This is a genomic window from Deinococcus aquaedulcis (assembly GCF_019693445.1).
Lineage (GTDB): Bacteria > Deinococcota > Deinococci > Deinococcales > Deinococcaceae > Deinococcus > Deinococcus aquaedulcis.
This window is the reverse complement of sequence record NZ_JAHRBL010000003.1, coordinates 350,680-365,592: the sequence shown is the minus strand read 5'-3', so window position 1 is coordinate 365,592 and position 14,913 is coordinate 350,680. Positions and strand designations below refer to the sequence as shown.

Annotated in this window: 29 protein-coding genes; 28 read left to right on the top strand and 1 reads right to left on the bottom strand. The window is 65.6% G+C overall.

Annotated features, from left to right (window positions below; translation table 11 throughout):
- The 16 genes from KMW22_RS06690 to KMW22_RS06615 all read left to right on the top strand — a co-directional run.
- Positions 1–287: EF-Tu C-terminal domain-related protein (locus KMW22_RS06690; protein ID WP_456236884.1), on the top strand; the 287-nt coding region annotated here is incomplete at its 5' end.
- Between the two features lie 5 nt (positions 288–292).
- Complete coding sequence (rpsJ, locus tag KMW22_RS06685) at positions 293–616, top strand: 30S ribosomal protein S10 (RefSeq protein ID WP_014685998.1); 324 nt, start codon at positions 293–295, stop codon at positions 614–616.
- Complete coding sequence (gene rplC / locus KMW22_RS06680) at positions 613–1,233, top strand: 50S ribosomal protein L3 (RefSeq protein WP_221089232.1); 621 nt, start codon at positions 613–615, stop codon at positions 1,231–1,233. Before rpsJ ends, rplC begins: the two co-directional genes overlap by 4 nt.
- Before the next feature lie 3 nt (positions 1,234–1,236).
- Positions 1,237–1,851, top strand: a complete 615-nt coding sequence (rplD, locus tag KMW22_RS06675; RefSeq protein ID WP_221089231.1) for a 50S ribosomal protein L4 — start codon at positions 1,237–1,239, stop codon at positions 1,849–1,851.
- Entirely contained in the window at positions 1,848–2,135 is a 288-nt protein-coding gene (locus KMW22_RS06670) for a 50S ribosomal protein L23 (RefSeq protein ID WP_221089230.1), read from the top strand. The genes rplD and KMW22_RS06670 overlap by 4 nt, the downstream gene beginning before the upstream one ends.
- A 13-nt stretch (positions 2,136–2,148) precedes the next feature.
- The gene (rplB, locus tag KMW22_RS06665) at positions 2,149–2,982 is read left to right on the top strand and encodes a 50S ribosomal protein L2 (protein ID WP_221089229.1); all 834 of its coding nucleotides are present in this window, start codon (positions 2,149–2,151) and stop codon (positions 2,980–2,982) included.
- A 12-nt stretch (positions 2,983–2,994) separates the two neighbouring features.
- Positions 2,995–3,282, top strand: a complete 288-nt coding sequence (gene rpsS, locus KMW22_RS06660) for a 30S ribosomal protein S19 (RefSeq protein ID WP_221089228.1) — start codon at positions 2,995–2,997, stop codon at positions 3,280–3,282.
- On the top strand, positions 3,279–3,677 hold the full coding sequence (gene rplV, locus KMW22_RS06655) for a 50S ribosomal protein L22 (protein WP_221089227.1): 399 nt from the start codon (positions 3,279–3,281) through the stop codon (positions 3,675–3,677). Before rpsS ends, rplV begins: the two co-directional genes overlap by 4 nt.
- A complete protein-coding gene (rpsC, locus tag KMW22_RS06650; protein WP_107138975.1) occupies positions 3,677–4,423 on the top strand; it encodes a 30S ribosomal protein S3 in 747 nt (248 codons plus the stop codon). Before rplV ends, rpsC begins: the two co-directional genes overlap by 1 nt.
- Positions 4,423–4,848 (top strand): 50S ribosomal protein L16, encoded by a 426-nt coding sequence (gene rplP, locus KMW22_RS06645; RefSeq protein WP_046843208.1) that lies wholly within the window; start codon positions 4,423–4,425, stop codon positions 4,846–4,848. Before rpsC ends, rplP begins: the two co-directional genes overlap by 1 nt.
- Entirely contained in the window at positions 4,835–5,041 is a 207-nt protein-coding gene (rpmC, locus tag KMW22_RS06640) for a 50S ribosomal protein L29 (RefSeq protein WP_221089226.1), read from the top strand. The genes rplP and rpmC overlap by 14 nt, the downstream gene beginning before the upstream one ends.
- Positions 5,038–5,322, top strand: a complete 285-nt coding sequence (gene rpsQ, locus KMW22_RS06635) for a 30S ribosomal protein S17 (protein WP_221089225.1) — start codon at positions 5,038–5,040, stop codon at positions 5,320–5,322. The genes rpmC and rpsQ overlap by 4 nt, the downstream gene beginning before the upstream one ends.
- Positions 5,319–5,723, top strand: coding sequence for a 50S ribosomal protein L14 (gene rplN, locus KMW22_RS06630; protein ID WP_022800312.1), 405 nt, complete (start codon positions 5,319–5,321; stop codon positions 5,721–5,723). The genes rpsQ and rplN overlap by 4 nt, the downstream gene beginning before the upstream one ends.
- Entirely contained in the window at positions 5,723–6,070 is a 348-nt protein-coding gene (rplX, locus tag KMW22_RS06625) for a 50S ribosomal protein L24 (protein WP_107138972.1), read from the top strand. The genes rplN and rplX overlap by 1 nt, the downstream gene beginning before the upstream one ends.
- 65 nt (positions 6,071–6,135) lie before the next feature.
- Complete coding sequence (gene rplE, locus KMW22_RS06620; protein ID WP_221089224.1) at positions 6,136–6,675, top strand: 50S ribosomal protein L5; 540 nt, start codon at positions 6,136–6,138, stop codon at positions 6,673–6,675.
- A 9-nt stretch (positions 6,676–6,684) separates the two neighbouring features.
- On the top strand, positions 6,685–6,870 hold the full coding sequence (locus tag KMW22_RS06615) for a type Z 30S ribosomal protein S14 (protein WP_022800309.1): 186 nt from the start codon (positions 6,685–6,687) through the stop codon (positions 6,868–6,870).
- A 56-nt stretch (positions 6,871–6,926) separates the two neighbouring features.
- Here KMW22_RS06615 and KMW22_RS06610 read toward each other — a convergent pair whose 3' ends face one another.
- The gene (locus KMW22_RS06610; protein ID WP_221089223.1) at positions 6,927–7,331 is read right to left on the bottom strand and encodes a hypothetical protein; all 405 of its coding nucleotides are present in this window, start codon (positions 7,329–7,331) and stop codon (positions 6,927–6,929) included.
- A gap of 357 nt (positions 7,332–7,688) precedes the next feature.
- On the opposite strand from KMW22_RS06610, the gene rpsH reads away from it, so the two are divergent.
- The 12 genes from rpsH (at position 7,689) to rpsM (ending at position 14,911) form a co-directional block, all read left to right on the top strand.
- On the top strand, positions 7,689–8,090 hold the full coding sequence (gene rpsH, locus KMW22_RS06605; RefSeq protein ID WP_221089222.1) for a 30S ribosomal protein S8: 402 nt from the start codon (positions 7,689–7,691) through the stop codon (positions 8,088–8,090).
- Positions 8,091–8,163: 73 nt separating this feature from the next.
- Positions 8,164–8,721, top strand: coding sequence for a 50S ribosomal protein L6 (rplF, locus tag KMW22_RS06600; RefSeq protein WP_221089221.1), 558 nt, complete (start codon positions 8,164–8,166; stop codon positions 8,719–8,721).
- Positions 8,721–9,059 (top strand): 50S ribosomal protein L18, encoded by a 339-nt coding sequence (rplR, locus tag KMW22_RS06595; protein ID WP_221089220.1) that lies wholly within the window; start codon positions 8,721–8,723, stop codon positions 9,057–9,059. Before rplF ends, rplR begins: the two co-directional genes overlap by 1 nt.
- The gene (gene rpsE, locus KMW22_RS06590) at positions 9,049–9,573 is read left to right on the top strand and encodes a 30S ribosomal protein S5 (protein ID WP_221089219.1); all 525 of its coding nucleotides are present in this window, start codon (positions 9,049–9,051) and stop codon (positions 9,571–9,573) included. The genes rplR and rpsE overlap by 11 nt, the downstream gene beginning before the upstream one ends.
- A complete protein-coding gene (gene rpmD / locus KMW22_RS06585) occupies positions 9,570–9,737 on the top strand; it encodes a 50S ribosomal protein L30 (protein ID WP_221089218.1) in 168 nt (55 codons plus the stop codon). The genes rpsE and rpmD overlap by 4 nt, the downstream gene beginning before the upstream one ends.
- A complete protein-coding gene (gene rplO, locus KMW22_RS06580) occupies positions 9,734–10,192 on the top strand; it encodes a 50S ribosomal protein L15 (protein ID WP_221089217.1) in 459 nt (152 codons plus the stop codon). The genes rpmD and rplO overlap by 4 nt, the downstream gene beginning before the upstream one ends.
- Positions 10,193–11,527, top strand: a complete 1,335-nt coding sequence (secY, locus tag KMW22_RS06575) for a preprotein translocase subunit SecY (RefSeq protein ID WP_221089216.1) — start codon at positions 10,193–10,195, stop codon at positions 11,525–11,527. It abuts the gene before it with no gap.
- Positions 11,528–11,682: 155 nt separating this feature from the next.
- Positions 11,683–12,276, top strand: coding sequence for an adenylate kinase (locus KMW22_RS06570; protein ID WP_221089215.1), 594 nt, complete (start codon positions 11,683–11,685; stop codon positions 12,274–12,276).
- Positions 12,277–12,429: 153 nt separating this feature from the next.
- Positions 12,430–13,797: a polysaccharide deacetylase family protein gene (locus KMW22_RS06565; protein WP_235692666.1), complete on the top strand. Its 1,368-nt coding sequence runs from the start codon at positions 12,430–12,432 to the stop codon at positions 13,795–13,797.
- Positions 13,798–14,061: 264 nt separating this feature from the next.
- Positions 14,062–14,304 (top strand): translation initiation factor IF-1, encoded by a 243-nt coding sequence (gene infA / locus KMW22_RS06560; protein ID WP_012693978.1) that lies wholly within the window; start codon positions 14,062–14,064, stop codon positions 14,302–14,304.
- A 110-nt stretch (positions 14,305–14,414) separates the two neighbouring features.
- Complete coding sequence (gene rpmJ / locus KMW22_RS06555; protein WP_012693977.1) at positions 14,415–14,528, top strand: 50S ribosomal protein L36; 114 nt, start codon at positions 14,415–14,417, stop codon at positions 14,526–14,528.
- A gap of 2 nt (positions 14,529–14,530) precedes the next feature.
- Positions 14,531–14,911, top strand: coding sequence for a 30S ribosomal protein S13 (rpsM, locus tag KMW22_RS06550; RefSeq protein WP_221089213.1), 381 nt, complete (start codon positions 14,531–14,533; stop codon positions 14,909–14,911).
- Positions 14,912–14,913 lie beyond the last annotated feature (2 nt).

Genomic DNA, 14,913 nt, shown 5'->3' with positions numbered 1-14,913 from the left:
AGCCGCACACCAAGTTCGAAGCCAGCGTGTACGTGCTGAGCAAGGACGAGGGTGGCCGTCACAGCGCGTTCTTCGGTGGCTACCGCCCCCAGTTCTACTTCCGCACGACCGACGTGACGGGCGTGGTGGAACTGCCCGAAGGCGTGGAAATGGTGATGCCCGGTGACAACATCACCTTCGTGGTGGAGCTCATCAAGCCCATCGCCATGGAAGAAGGTCTGCGCTTCGCCATCCGCGAAGGTGGCCGCACCGTCGGCGCCGGCGTCGTTGCCAAGGTCCTGGAGTAATTGACATGGTTGCCCCGAAGATCCGCATTAAACTGCGTGGCTTTGACCACAAGGCGCTGGACCAGTCCGCCAGCAAGATCGTGGACACCGTGCGCCGCACCGGCGCGGACGTGAGCGGCCCCGTGCCCCTCCCCACCCGCATCCGCCGCTTCTGCGTGCTGCGTTCGCCGTTCGTGAACAAGGACAGCCGCGAGCACTTTGAAATCCGCACCCACAACCGTCTGGTGGACATCATGAACCCCACCAAGAAGACGATTGACAGCCTCATGACCCTCGACCTGCCCACCGGCGTGGACATCGAGATCAAGACGGTGGGAGGCCGCGCATGAAGGGCATCCTCGGCACCAAAGTGGGCATGACCCAGATCTGGAAGGGCGACAAGGCCATTCCCGTGACGGTGGTGCTGGCGGGCCCCTGCCCCGTCGTGCAGCGTAAGACGTCGGTCACCGACGGCTACGAAGCCGTGCAGATTGGCTACGCCCCCAAGCGCGAGAAGAGCGTGAACAAGCCCGCCGCCGGCCACTTCAAGAAGTACGGCGTCTCGCCTGTACGTTTCCTGCGCGAGTTCCGTGGCTTTGCCCCCGAAGGCGACACCGTGAACGTGGACATCTTCGCTGAAGGCGAGAAGATCGACGCGACCGGCACCAGCAAGGGTAAGGGCACCCAGGGCGTCATGAAGCGCTGGAACTTCAAGGGTGGTCCCGCGAGCCACGGTTCCAAGAAGTGGCACCGCCGCCCCGGTTCGATTGGTCAGCGCAAGACCCCGGGCCGCGTGTACAAGGGCAAGCGCATGGCCGGCCACATGGGCATGGAGCGCATCACCGTGCAGAACCTGGAAGTGGTCGAGATCCGCGCCGACGAGAACATCATCCTGGTCAAGGGTGCGATTCCCGGCGCCAACGGTGGGCTCGTGGTGCTGCGCCAGGCCGCCAAGGGAGGCAAGTAAGACATGGCGCAGATCAACGTCATCGGCCAGAACGGGGGGCGCACCATTGACCTCGACCTGCCGGAAGTGAACAAGGGCGTGCTGCACGACGTGGTGACCTGGCAGCTGGCCAGCCGCCGCCGTGGCACCGCCAGCACCAAGACCCGCGCGCAGGTGAGCGCCACGGGCAAGAAGATGTTCTCCCAGAAGGGCACCGGTAACGCCCGTCACGGCGATCGCAGCGTGCCCACCTTCGTGGGCGGCGGCGTGGCCTTCGGGCCCAAGCCCCGCAGCTACAGCTACACCCTGCCCCGCAAGGTCCGTCAGCTGGGTCTGGCCATGGCCCTGGCCGCGCGCCAGGAAGCTGGCAAGCTGGTGGCCGTGGACGGCTTTGGCCTCGACGGCAAGACCAAGGGCTTTGTCAGCTGGGCCAAGGACAACGGCATGGACGGCACCGAGCGCGTGCTGATCGTGACCGACGACCTGCAGGCCCGTCAGGCCGCGCGCAACGTGGCCTGGGCCACCGTGCTGCCCGTCGCTGGCCTGAACGCCTACGACGTGCTGCGCCACGACCGCCTCGTGATTGACGCCGTGGTGCTGGAGCCCGCCCAGGACGAAGAGGAAGGGGAAGAGGCATGAGCCACTACGACATCATCCAGGCGCCTGTGGTGAGCGAGAAGGCGTACGCAGGCATGGAGCGCGGCGTCTACAGCTTCTGGGTCAGCCCCAAGGCCAGCAAGACGGAAATCAAGAGCGCCATTCAGCAGGCGTTCGGCGTGACCGTGATCGGCATCAGCACCATGAACGTGCCCGGCAAGCGCAAGCGCGTGGGCAAGTTCTTCGGACAGCGCGCCGACCGCAAGAAGGCCATTGTGCGTCTCGCCGAGGGCCAGACTATTGCCGCCCTTGAGGGCCAGGCCTAAGGAGATCTGAGACATGGCCGTCAAGAAATACCGTCCCTACACCCCCAGCCGTCGCCAGATGACGACTGCGGACTTCAGTGGACTGACCAAGAAGCGCCCCGAAAAGGCGCTCACCGAAGCGCTGCCCAAGACCGGTGGTCGCAACAACCGTGGCCGCATCACCAGCCGCTTTATCGGCGGGGGCCACAAGCGCCTGTACCGCATCATCGACTTCAAGCGCCGCGACAAGGCGGGCGTGACCGCCAAGGTCGCTGCCATTGAGTACGATCCCAACCGCAGCGCCCGCATCGCCCTGCTGCACTACGCCGACGGCGAGAAGCGCTACATCCTGGCGCCCGAAGGCCTGCAGGTCGGCGCCACCGTGAACGCTGGCCCCGAAGCCGAGCCGAAGCTGGGCAACGCGCTGCCCCTGCGCTTCGTGCCCGTGGGCGCCGTGGTGCACAGCGTGGAACTGGTCCCCGGGAAGGGCGCCCAGATCGCCCGCTCGGCCGGCACCTCCATTCAGGTGCAGGGCAAGGAGCGCGACTACGTGATCCTGCGCCTGCCCAGCGGCGAACTGCGCCGCATTCACTCCGAGTGCTACGCCACCCTGGGCACCGTGGGCAACGCCGAGCACAAGAACATCGTGCTGGGTAAGGCCGGCCGCAGCCGCTGGCTGGGCCAGAAGCCGCACCAGCGCGGCAGCGCCATGAACCCCGTGGATCACCCCCACGGCGGTGGTGAAGGCCGCACCGGCGCAGGCCGTCAGCCTGTCAGCCCCTGGGGTCAGCCCGCCAAGGGCCTGAAGACCCGCAAGAAGCGCAAGATCTCGGACCGCTTCATCATCACCCGCCGCGGCGGGAAGTAAGGAGGGTAGACCATGCCCCGCAGCCTGAAAAAAGGCCCATTCGTGGATGACCACCTCCTGAAGAAGGTGGACGCCCAGAACGAGCGCAAAGACAAGCGCGTCATCAAGACCTGGAGCCGCCGCTCCACCATCGTGCCCGAGATGATCGGCCACACGATTGCTGTGCACAACGGCAAGCAGCATGTGCCGGTGTTCGTGTCCGAGCAGATGATCGGCCACAAGCTGGGTGAATTCAGCCCCACCCGCAACTACCGTGGCCACGGCGCCGACAAGAACGCCAAGGGGAGCAAGAAGAAATGACCGCTCCTGAATTCCGCAACAAGAAGCAGCGCAAGCAGGAAGTCAAGCTGCGTAAGCCCGGCTACGCCGTGGCCAAGTACGTGCGCATGAGCCCCCGCAAGGTGCGTCTCGTGGTGGACGTGATCCGTGGCAAGAGCGTGCGTGACGCCGAAGACCTGCTGCGCTTCATCCCCCGCGCCGCTTCCGAGCCTGTGGCCAAGGTGCTGAACAGCGCCAAGCACAACGCGCTGCACAACGACCAGATGCTCGAAGACCGTCTGGTGATCACCGCCGCCTACGTGGACGCGGGCCCCACCCTCAAGCGCCTGATTCCCCGGGCACGCGGCAGCGCCAACATCATCAAGAAGCGCACCAGCCACATCACCATCATCGTGGGCGAGAAGGGAGCCAAATAATGGGCAACAAGATCAACCCCAACGGCTTCCGCCTCGGCATCACGCGTGGCTGGAACAGCCGCTGGTACGCCGGCAAGAAGCAGTACGCCGGCCTGCTGAAGGAAGACGAGAAGATCCGCAAGCTCGTGCAGCGCAAGCTGAACGCGGCTGGGATCGCCCGCATCGAGATTGAGCGCGCTGGCCAGCAGGTCAACGTGATCATCAGCGCGGCCAAGCCCGGCATCGTGATCGGCAAGGGCGGCGAGAGCATCAAGGAGCTGCGCCAGGACATCGAGCGTCTGGTGTCGGCCGGGACCGTGGCCGTGAACGTCGCGGAAATCCCCAACCCCAACATCAGCGCGCCCCTGGTGGCCCTGCGCATCGCCGAGCAGATCGAGCGCCGCTTTGCGTTCCGCCGCGCCATGAAGCAGGCCGCGCAGCGCGTGATGGAGTCGGGCGCCCGTGGCGTCAAGATCATCCTGGCCGGTCGCCTCGGCGGCGCCGAGCAGGCCCGTACCGAAATGGTGCGCGAAGGCCGCGTGCCCCTGCACACCCTGCGCGCCGACATCGACTACGGCACCGCCCGCGCCGAGACCACCTACGGAAGCTTAGGCATCAAGGTGATGGTCTTTACCGGTGAAGTCATCGGTGGCCGCACCGAAACCTTCGCGCGTCCCCAGCGCCGCAACGACGAGCGCCGCCGCGAAGACGGTGACCGTCCCAACCGCCGCCGCCCCGCCGCGCGGCGCCGCCCCGGAGGTGAATGATGCTTCTTCCGAAGCGCACCAAGTTCCGTAAGCAGCACCGTGGCCGGATGACCGGTGACGCCAAGGGCGGCGACTACGTCGCGTTCGGCGACTTCGGCCTGATTGCCCTGGAACCCGCCTGGATCAAGAGCAACCAGATCGAGGCCTGCCGTATCGTGATGAGCCGTCACTTCCGCCGTGGGGGCAAGATCTACATCCGTATCTTCCCCGACAAGCCGGTGACGAAGAAGCCCGCCGAAACCCGAATGGGTAAGGGGAAGGGTGCCGTGGAGTACTGGGTGAGCGTGGTCAAGCCCGGGCGCGTGATGTTCGAGGTGAGCGGCGTGACCGAGGAGCAGGCCAAAGAGGCCTTCCGCCTGGCCGGCCACAAGCTGCCCATCCAGACCAAGATGGTCAAGCGCGAGGTTTACGATGAAGCCCAGTGACATGCGTAATCTGGGGGCCGAAGATTTCGCCCGCGAGATCGACAGCCGCAAGAAAGAACTGATGGAGCTGCGCTTCCAGGCCGCCATGGGCACCCTGGCCCAGCCGCACCGCGTGCAGCAGCTTCGCCGCGAAGTGGCCCAGCTCAACACCATCCGCGCTGAGCTGAGCAAGAAGCAGGGAGAGCAGGCATGAAGAAGACCTTTACGGGCGTCGTCGTGAGCGACAAGGCCGACAAGACGGTCAGCGTCAAGGTCGAGCGCAAGTTTGCTCACCCTCTGTACGGCAAGGTCGTGACCCGCAGCCACAAGTACGCGGCCCACGACGAGAACAACGAATACAAGGTGGGTGACCGCGTGGAGATCATCGCCGTGCGCCCCATCAGCAAGACCAAGACCTGGAAGGTCACCAAGCTGATCGAGCGCCCCCGTGGCATCGAGACCACCGCTGTGGAGACCGAAGGCGGTAACGCATGATCATGCCCCAGTCCCGCCTGGACGTGGCGGACAACAGCGGCGCGCGCGAGATCATGTGCATCCGCGTGCTGAACAGCGGTATCGGCGGTAAGGGTCTTACCACCGGCGGCGGCGGTAACAAGCGCTACGCCCACGTGGGTGACATCATCGTGGCTTCCGTCAAGGACGCCGCGCCGCGCGGCACCGTGAAGGCCGGCGACGTGGTCAAGGCCGTGGTCGTGCGTACCAGCCACGCCATCAAGCGTGCCGACGGCAGCACCATCCGCTTTGACAAGAACGCCGCCGTCATCATCAACAACCAGGGCGAGCCCCGTGGCACGCGCGTCTTCGGGCCGGTGGCCCGCGAGCTGCGCGACCGCCGCTTCATGAAAATCGTGTCCCTGGCCCCGGAGGTGCTGTAATGCCCCGTCCCAGCGCCGGTAGCCACCACAACGACAAGCTGCACGTGAAGAAGGGTGACACCGTCATCGTTCTGAGCGGCAAGCACAAAGGCAAGAGCGGCAAGGTCCTGCTTGCGCTGCCCCGCGACCAGAAGGTCGTGGTGGAAGGCGTGAACCTGGTCACCAAGAACGTGAAGCCCAGCCCCGCCAACCCCCAGGGCGGCCAGGAGCAGCGCGAGCTGGCCCTGCACGCCAGCAAGGTGGCCCTGGTGGACCCCGAAACCGGCAAGGCCACCCGCGTGCGCAAGCAGATCGTGGACGGCAAGAAAGTCCGCGTGGCTGTGGCCAGCGGCAAGACCATCGACTGAGACCCTTTCAGGGGCACCCGGCTATGGGTGCCCCGCGCGGCCCACACCGCGCGAAGCGAGGCAACATGCAGACCCTCAAGGCCAAATACAACGAACAGGTGCGCCCCACGCTGGTGCAGCAGTTCGGTTACACCTCCGTGATGGCCGCCCCCCGCATTGAGAAGATCGTGATCAATGAGGGCCTGGGCTCCAGCAAGGAAGACAGCAAGGCCATCGACCGGGCCGCCAAGGAACTGGGCCTGATCACCCTGCAAAAGCCCATCGTCACCAAGGCGAAAAAGAGCATCTCCAACTTCAAGCTGCGCCAGGGCATGCCCGTGGGCCTGAAGGTCACGCTGCGCGGCGAGCGCATGTACGTGTTCCTGGAGAAGCTGATCAACATCGGCCTACCCCGCATCCGTGACTTCAAGGGCGTGAACCCCAACGCCTTTGACGGCCGTGGCAACTACAACCTGGGCATCAAGGAGCAGCTGATCTTCCCCGAGATCACCTACGACATGGTGGACAAGGTGCGCGGCATGGACATCACGATTGTCACCACCGCCAAGACCGACGAGGAAGCCCGCGCGCTGCTCCAGGCGATGGGCCTCCCGTTCCGGAAATAAGGAAGCGTTATGGCGAATACCTCGAAAGTTGTGAAAGCGGCGCGCGGCCATAAGTTTGCCGTGCAGAACTACAACCGCTGCTCCCGCTGTGGCCGCGCCCGTGGCTACTACCGCTTCTTCGGCATGTGCCGCATCTGCATCCGCGAGATGGCGCACAAGGGCGAACTGCCCGGCGTGAAGAAAGCCAGCTGGTAAGACGCAGCCCAAAAAAGCCCCCTCCAGCGCGAGGGGGTTTTTTGATGGCTTGTGGGTTACTTCTTCGCTTTCTGGAGAACGTCGGCAAACGTATCGAGGAGATAGGGAACGAAGTCAGGATCGCCCTCTTCGTAGTAGGCCGTGATGACATTCTTCTGGTCGGTCAGAAACACACTGTTGCCGCAGCGCACCTCGCGTTCGGCGTAGACCGTGCCGCTGGCATTCTGGTAGGCCACGGTGCGCCCGCTGTACTGGCAATTGCGGATCACGTATTTTGGCTGGCCCAGCAGGTTCCGTTCCTGCGAGGTCTTCACGCGGGCAGTCACCACGTTGATGTTCTGGCCGACCAGCTGCACCAGCGCTTCGTTCTCCCAGCTGTTGCCAAAGACGTGGCGTAGGGAACCGGGCACACAGGCGGTCAGCAGGCCGGTCAGGGCGAGAAAGAGGAAGGGTTTTTTCATGCGGTCTCCGGGTAAAAAGTGGGGGTCTGCCGTGAGGCCCCGCGACTGTAGCGGCGCTCCCATGCAAAGACCTTCATTGCCTTTTCCTGGGCCGCCTGTTACACTTCTCAATTGCCGTGTCTTGACATTGTTCGGGTCCCGGCGCTGTGCCCCCCGGAGACGAACAGGCCACTTTGACCTGTGATCGTCCGGCGGAGGAAAAGACCCAACAGAAGACGTGCCCCGCCTTGGGGCCCACATTCGACTTGGGGAGACGCGCGCCCGTCCGCCAGCTTTGCCTGGGGCCGGGCCACCTGCCGGGAGCAGGCCTGCATGCAGGAACCAGCCCGGATCAACACCAGCCCACTTGGAGGCTACATGTTGAGTGATCCCATCGCCGATATGCTCACGCGCATCCGCAACGCGACGCGCACCCACAAGGAGACCGTGGACATCCCGGCCTCCAAGTTCAAGGAGCAACTCGCCAAGCTGCTCGTGGCCGAAGGCTACGTGGCCTCCGCCGAGCGCATGCGCCCCGAAGGCCAGAAGTTCGACGTGCTGCGCCTGACGCTGAAATACGGTGCCAAGCGCGAGCAGGTCATCAAGCACATCGAGCGCATCAGCCGCCCCGGCCGCCGCGCCTACGTGAGCGCCGAGAACCTGCCCCGCATTCAGCGTGGCCTGGGCCTGGCCGTGGTGTCCACGAGCAAGGGCCTGCTGCCCGACCGCGAAGCCCGTAAGCAGGGCGTCGGCGGCGAAGTGATCTGCGTTCTCTGGTAATCCAGAACCCCCGCATCACCCCGCACACCCACCTGACCTCGCGCAAGCGAATTTAAGGCAAAGGAGGACAGCTATGTCCCGTATCGGAAGAATGCCCATCGCCGTGCCCAGCGGCGTGACCCTGAGCGCCCAAGACGGCGTGTTCAAGGTCAAGGGGCCCAAAGGCGAACTGACCGTTCCCTACAACAGCGAACTGACCATCAAGCACGAGGGCGACACGCTCATCGTGGAGCGCCCCAGCGACCAGCAGCGCCACCGCGCCCTGCACGGCCTGACCCGCACCCTGGTGGCCAACGCCGTCAAAGGTGTGAGCGAGGGCTACACCATCAACCTGGAACTCAAGGGCGTGGGTTTCCGCGCCAAGATGAGCGGCAAGGCCCTGGAGCTGACCATCGGCTTCAGCCACCCCGTCATCGTTGAGCCCCCCGCTGGCGTGAGCTTCGCCGTGCCCGAACCCACCAAGATTGACGTGATCGGCATTGACAAGCAGCTCGTCGGTCAGGTGGCCGCGAACGTGCGCAAGGTGCGCAAGCCTGACGCCTACCACGGCAAGGGTGTGCGCTTTGTTGGCGAGAAGATCAGCCTCAAGGCCGGTAAGGCTGGTGCCACCGGCGGCAAAGGGAAGAAATAATGGCGACCCAGACGACCGTGCGCCGCAAGCTGCGCGCCCGCCGCAAGGTGCGGCAGGCCGCTGGCGAGCGTCTGCGCCTCAGCGTGTACCGCTCCAGCAAGCACATCTACGCCCAGATCATCGACGACAGCAAAGGCATCACCGTTGCTGCGGCCTCCTCGGCTGCCGTCAAGACGGGTACCAAGACCGACACCGCCGCCGCCGTGGGCAAGGCCCTGGCCGAAGCAGCGGCCGCCAAGGGCGTCAAGTCGGTGGTTTTTGACCGTGGTCAGTTCCGGTACCACGGACGCGTGAAAGCGCTCGCCGAAGCGGCGCGGGAGGGTGGCCTTGACTTTTAATCGTCGTAACGACCGCAACGCGGAGCGCGAGAGCAGCGAATTCGAAGAGAAGATGCTCTTCGTCAACCGCACCTCCAAGACCTACCAGGGTGGCCGCCGCTTCCGCTTCGCCGCGCTGGTGATTCTGGGCGACCGCAACGGCCGCGTGGGCATGGGGATTGGCAAGGCCAAGGAAGTGCCCGTGGCCATTGAAAAGGCCAAGAGCATTGCCCGCAAGAACATGATCACCGTGCCCGTGGAAAACGGCACGATTCCCCACGACATCGTGGGCGAGAACAGCACCAGCCGCGTGCTCCTGAAGCCCGCTGGCCCCGGTACCGGCGTGATTGCGGGCACCGTGCCCCGCAGCATTGCCGAACTGGCCGGTATCACCAACATGCTGTCCAAGGAACTGGGCAGCCGCAACAAGGTGAACGTGGCCTACGCCGTGTTCGACGGCCTGAAGAACCTCCGCACCGCCAAACAGGTTCGTGCCCTGCGCGGCGAGGTGCAGCCCACCGGAGGCGCCCAGTGAAAATTACCCTGAAGCGCAGCGTGATCGGTCGCCCCGAATATCAGGTGCAGACCGTGAAGGCGCTGGGCCTGAAAAAGATCGGCGACAGCCGTGAACTGAATGACAGCCCGGCCATTCGTGGCATGGTGAACACCGTCAAGCACCTCCTGGAGGTCCAGGAATGAAACTCCACGAACTGACGCCCCACACGGGCAGCCGCAAGAACCGCAAGCGCGTGGGCCGTGGCCCCGGCGGCACCGACAAGACCGCCGGCCGTGGTCACAAGGGCCAGAAGTCGCGCAGCGGCGCCGGCAAGGGCAGCTTCTTTGAAGGTGGCCGCAGCCGCCTGATCGCTCGCCTGCCCAAGCGCGGTTTCAACAACGTGGGCACCACCTTCGAAGTGGTGAACCTCGCGCAGCTGGCGAACATTGAAGACGCCACCATTGACCGCAACGTGCTGGAACTCGCGGGCCTGGTGCGCCGCAAGAACCGCCCCGTGAAGCTGCTGGGCAGCGGCGAAGTGACCCGCGCCCTGACCATTCACGTGGACGCGGCCAGCGAAGGCGCCGTGAAGGCCGTGGAAGCGGCCGGCGGCAAAGTGATCCTGCCCGAAGCAACCGAAGCCGAGAAGGCGGAATAAATGCTGCGCGCCTTCCGCGACGCATTCCGGATTCCGGAACTGAGGCGGAAGATTGTGTTCACCCTGCTGCTCCTCGCCGTATACCGGCTGGGGAGCAGCATTCCCACACCGGGGGTGAACGGCGCCGCGCTGAGTAACGCCGACTCGGCGGGGCTGCTGGGCCTGATCAGCATGATCTCGGGCGGCAATCTTTCGCAGTTCTCGATTTTCGCGCTGGGCGTGCTGCCGTACATCACGGCCAGCATCGTCATCCAGCTGATGACCACCACCATCCCGGCTCTGGAGAAACTCTCCAAGGAAGGAGAAGAGGGCCGCAAGAAGATCAACCAGTACACCCGCTACGCGGCGGTGGGGCTGGGGACCATTCAGGCGATCTTCTTCGCGTCGTATATCAACAGCAACCCCAGCTTCATTGCCGTGGGCTGGGAGCCCGGCCTGTTCACCATTCTGGTGATGGTGCTGACCCAGATTGCGGGTGTGGCCTTCACCATGTGGATCGGCGAGCGCATCACCGAAGTGGGCGTGGGCAACGGCATCTCGCTGATCATCACGGCCGGCATCATCGCCATGTACCCCGGCGAGATCACCCGGACGGCCGAACTGGTGCGCTCGGATGGCGGCGACGGCAACTGGCCGCTGCGCCTGCTGGCCTTTGTGGGCGTGATTCTGGTGACCATCGCGGGCATCGTGTACGTGTATCAGGCCGAGCGCCGGGTGCCCGTCACCTACGCCCGCGCCCGTGGCGGCGCGGCCGGGCAGGCACGCGGGGCCGGACAGGCCACATGGCTGCCCATCAAGGTGAACCAGGCCGGCGTGATTCCGGTGATCTTCGCCAGCGCCATGCTGATCATTCCCAACCTGATCGCCAGCGCAACCACCGAGCGCGCCCCTGAAGTCAATGCGTTTATCCAGACGTACCTGACCTTCGGGCAGCCGCTGTACATTGCCCTGGAAGCCCTGCTGATCTTTGGGTTCACGTACCTGTACAACAGCGTGCAGTTTGATCCCAAACGCATTGCCGAGCAGCTGCGCGAGGCTGGGGGCTTTATCCCCGGGGTCCGGCCCGGGGCGCCCACGGCTGAATTCCTGGGCACCATCAGCAGCCGCCTGAGTCTGTGGGGCGCGGTGTTTCTGGTCATCCTGACCGTGATGCCGCAGCTGGTTCAACGCTGGACGGGCATCAGCACATTCCAGTTCAGTGGCACGGGGCTTCTGATCATCGTGGGCGTGGCCCTCGAAACGCTGAAGCAACTCGAAGCCCAGTTGACCGTCAGGCGCTACGACGGCTTCATCTCCAAGGGCCGCATTCGTGGCCGCATGAACCGCGATAACTGAGTCCTGATGCTGCTTGGCCGCCTTCCGTTCTGGGAGGCGGCTTTCGGTTGGACGTCCTGCCGGGCTTCGTTCCCCCGGCAGGAACAGGGGCGGGCCATGCAGGACTGCCCGAAACGCGCACTGAGCCACTATGCTGAAGTGTGAACGGAGGAAACGTGACTCAAGCCAAACACAACGTCGTGATCTTCCTGGGGCCGCCCGGCGCGGGCAAGGGCACCCAGGCAGAGCGGCTGGCGCAGGACAAGGGGCTCGTCAAGATCAGCACCGGGGACATTCTGCGTGACCACGCCTCGCGCGGCACCGAGCTGGGCCAGCAGGTGCGGCCCATTCTGGACGCGGGCCAGCTGGTGCCCGACGAGATTCTGATTGCCCTGATCCGCGACAAGCTGGCCGACATGGAGCCGGTGCGCGTGATCTTTGACGGCTTTCCCCGCACCACCGCCCAGGCGCAGGCCCTGGACGTGCTGCTGGAAGAACTGGGCGCCCCGGTGAGTGCCGTGCCGCTGCTGGAAGTGCCCGACGAGGTCCTGATTGGCCGCATCGTGGAGCGGGGGCGGCAGGCCGCGGCCCGGGGCGAGGCAGTGCGCAGCGACGACACCGAGGAAGTGGCCCGCCGCCGCCAGGACATCTACCGTGAGCAGACCCAGCCACTGATTGACTACTACTCGGCGCGCGGCCACCTGTACCGCGTGGACGGCGTGGGCCCTATGGACGAGGTCTACAGCCGCATCCTGTCCGGCATGAACTGAGCTCTGCCCCAAAGGCCGCCGCTTTCCCGAAATGGAGAGCGGCGGCTTTCCTGTCTATGCCCCCAGTGCCCCCACCAGCAGCATTGCCCCCTTCACCATTGCGCGCTTCCCCCTGAGCTATGTTTTTTAACGAACGTTATGGTTTCTCATCTGTTGGCCCGCCTGCCCCGCCTCCGCCCCTGGCCGCGCGCGGCGCTGTCTCTGGGCGCAGCGGCGGCACTGACCCTGCCAGCCCCGGCCCAGGCCAAGCCGATGGTGTTGGTGTTTCATCAGGTGGGCACGGCCACTGGGGCGTCGCTGGGCATCTCGCCGGACGCCCTGCGGCGGCGGGTGGAGACCCTGCGGCGACTGGGCTACCGCTTCGTGACCTCCAGCGAGGCCGCCCGCGCCCCGACTGGTGAGCGGGTGGCGGTCATTCAGTTTGACGACGGCTTTGAAAGCGTCTACCAGCAGGCCTTTCCGGTGCTGCGCGAGCTGGGCGTGCCCGGCACCACCTATGTGATCTGGTCGCGCCTGGACCAACCGGGCAGCCTCACGCGCGCCCAGGTGGCCGAACTGCGCGCGGCGGGCTGGGAAGTGGGCACCCACTCGCACTCGCACGCAGCGCTGGCGGACCTCAGCCCGGGGGGCCTGCGGCGGGAACTGGGGCCCAGCGCCCCGGATCAGGCGGACGCCGTGCAGTGCGTGGCCTATCCCCTCAACCGCCACGACGCCCGGGTGCGCCGGGAGGCCACGCGCCAGGGCCTGAACTGCGGGGTGGCCGGGGGGCCACCGCCCCTGACCCGCGCCGACCCCATGGCGCTGCCGGCCCCCGCCATCACCCCCTGGGACGACACCCTGCTGCCCCTGCGCAGCCGCTGGGGCCTGGATGCCCGCGCGCCGCTGCTGGCGGCTGGCGTGCTCCTCCCGGCGCTGGACGGTCTGGGCCGGCCGCATCCTATGGCCGCGCCGCCCCGCACCTGGAACGCGGCCCATTACGAGTTGCTGGGCAACGGCCTGATCAGCGCGGCGTGGCGCGGTGAGCGCGACACCCGGCTGGCGTGGCGCGAAGGGCGCTGGAGCGTGAACCTCGCCGCCCGCCGGGGGGTGGGCCCTGGGCAGGCCACCTACACCGGCCTGGGCGCGGCGCTGAACCTCGCGCCAGTCACTCTGGCGGCAGGTCTGGACTCGGGTGGACCTCTGGTCGGCGGCGCGCTGGCCCTGGGCGGTTACGGCGAGGTCTGGGCGCGGGCCAGCCGGGTGGGCGGCGAGTGGTACTGGGCCTGGGGCGGCACCCTCATTCCGGCCGATTACGTACAGGTGTTAGCGGCGCAGGACCGCGCCGGCACCCAGCTGGGCCTGCGCGCGGCGCTGCCCTGGCAGAGTGGCGAGGGCCGCCCACTGCGCCTGGGGATGGGCTACCGCTGGGGCGAAGGCGCGGGGCCTTTTGCCGAAATCGAGTACCGTGTGGGCAGCTATAGCGTGGCCGCTGAGGTCAGTAAGGGGCGCCGCTTCGGCGTACGCCTGACAGCGGTGTGGTAGGGCAAGGGGAAAGGCTGGCCCAGCGCTGGCCCTGAACGATCATCGCTTGCCGGTTCATCAGCAGCGACCAGTGGCGCATGTCCGACCAATTGATACGTCTGTCCTGCTTGTTACCCCGCCTGCGTCCAGAGTCAGAGGACAGCCACGGGCGCCCCTCGCGTCTGGTTCTCCGGAGCAGCAGCCCACCTTGCCGTTTCCTTCACGTCCATGATACCTTTGCGTTTGGCTTGTATCAGGCCTGGAGGTTGCGTGGCAAGACGAAAGATGCCGGAACAGCGGGAAAAGCGTAAGAAGGAAGAGTCCGATACCGTGCGGGCCGAGGGCGTGGTGGAAGAGGCACTGCCGAACACCACCTTCCGCGTGAAACTCGATACGGGGCACGACATCCTGGCTTACATCAGCGGCAAAATGCGGATCCACTACATCCGTATTCTGCCGGGGGACCGCGTGGTTCTGGAGATCAGTCCGTACGACACAACGCGCGGGCGCATCGTCTACCGCAAGTAACAGGCCGCAACCCAACAGATTCCCTGCCCGCAGACGGCAGGCCGGGGGTCGAGCGCTGCCAGTCGCTGTTCATGATGGAACGGCAGACGCGGCGGCGCGAGGAGGACGCAATGAAAGTTCGCAGCAGTGTCAAAAAGATGTGCGACAACTGCAAAGTGATCCGCCGCCATGGGCGCGTGCTGGTCATTTGCTCCAACGTCAAGCACAAGCAGAGGCAGGGTTAAGCATGGCGCGTATTGCTGGCGTTGACCTGCCCCGCGAAAAGCGCGTTGAAATCGCGCTGACCTACATTTACGGCATCGGCCTGACCCGTGCCAAAGAAGTTCTGGCCCGCACCGGCATTAACGCCGACACGCGCGTGAAGAACCTCAGCGAAGCCGAGCAGAGCACCCTGCGCGAGGCCATCGAGAAGACCTACAAGGTCGAAGGTGACCTGCGCAGCGAAGTGGGCCAGAACATCAAGCGCCTGATGGACATCGGCGCCTACCGTGGCCTGCGCCACCGCCGTGGCCTGCCCGTGCGCGGCCAGCGCACCAAGACGAACGCCCGCACCCGCAAGGGCCCGCGCAAGACCGTCGCCGGTAAGAAAAAGGCCACGAGGAAGTAAGC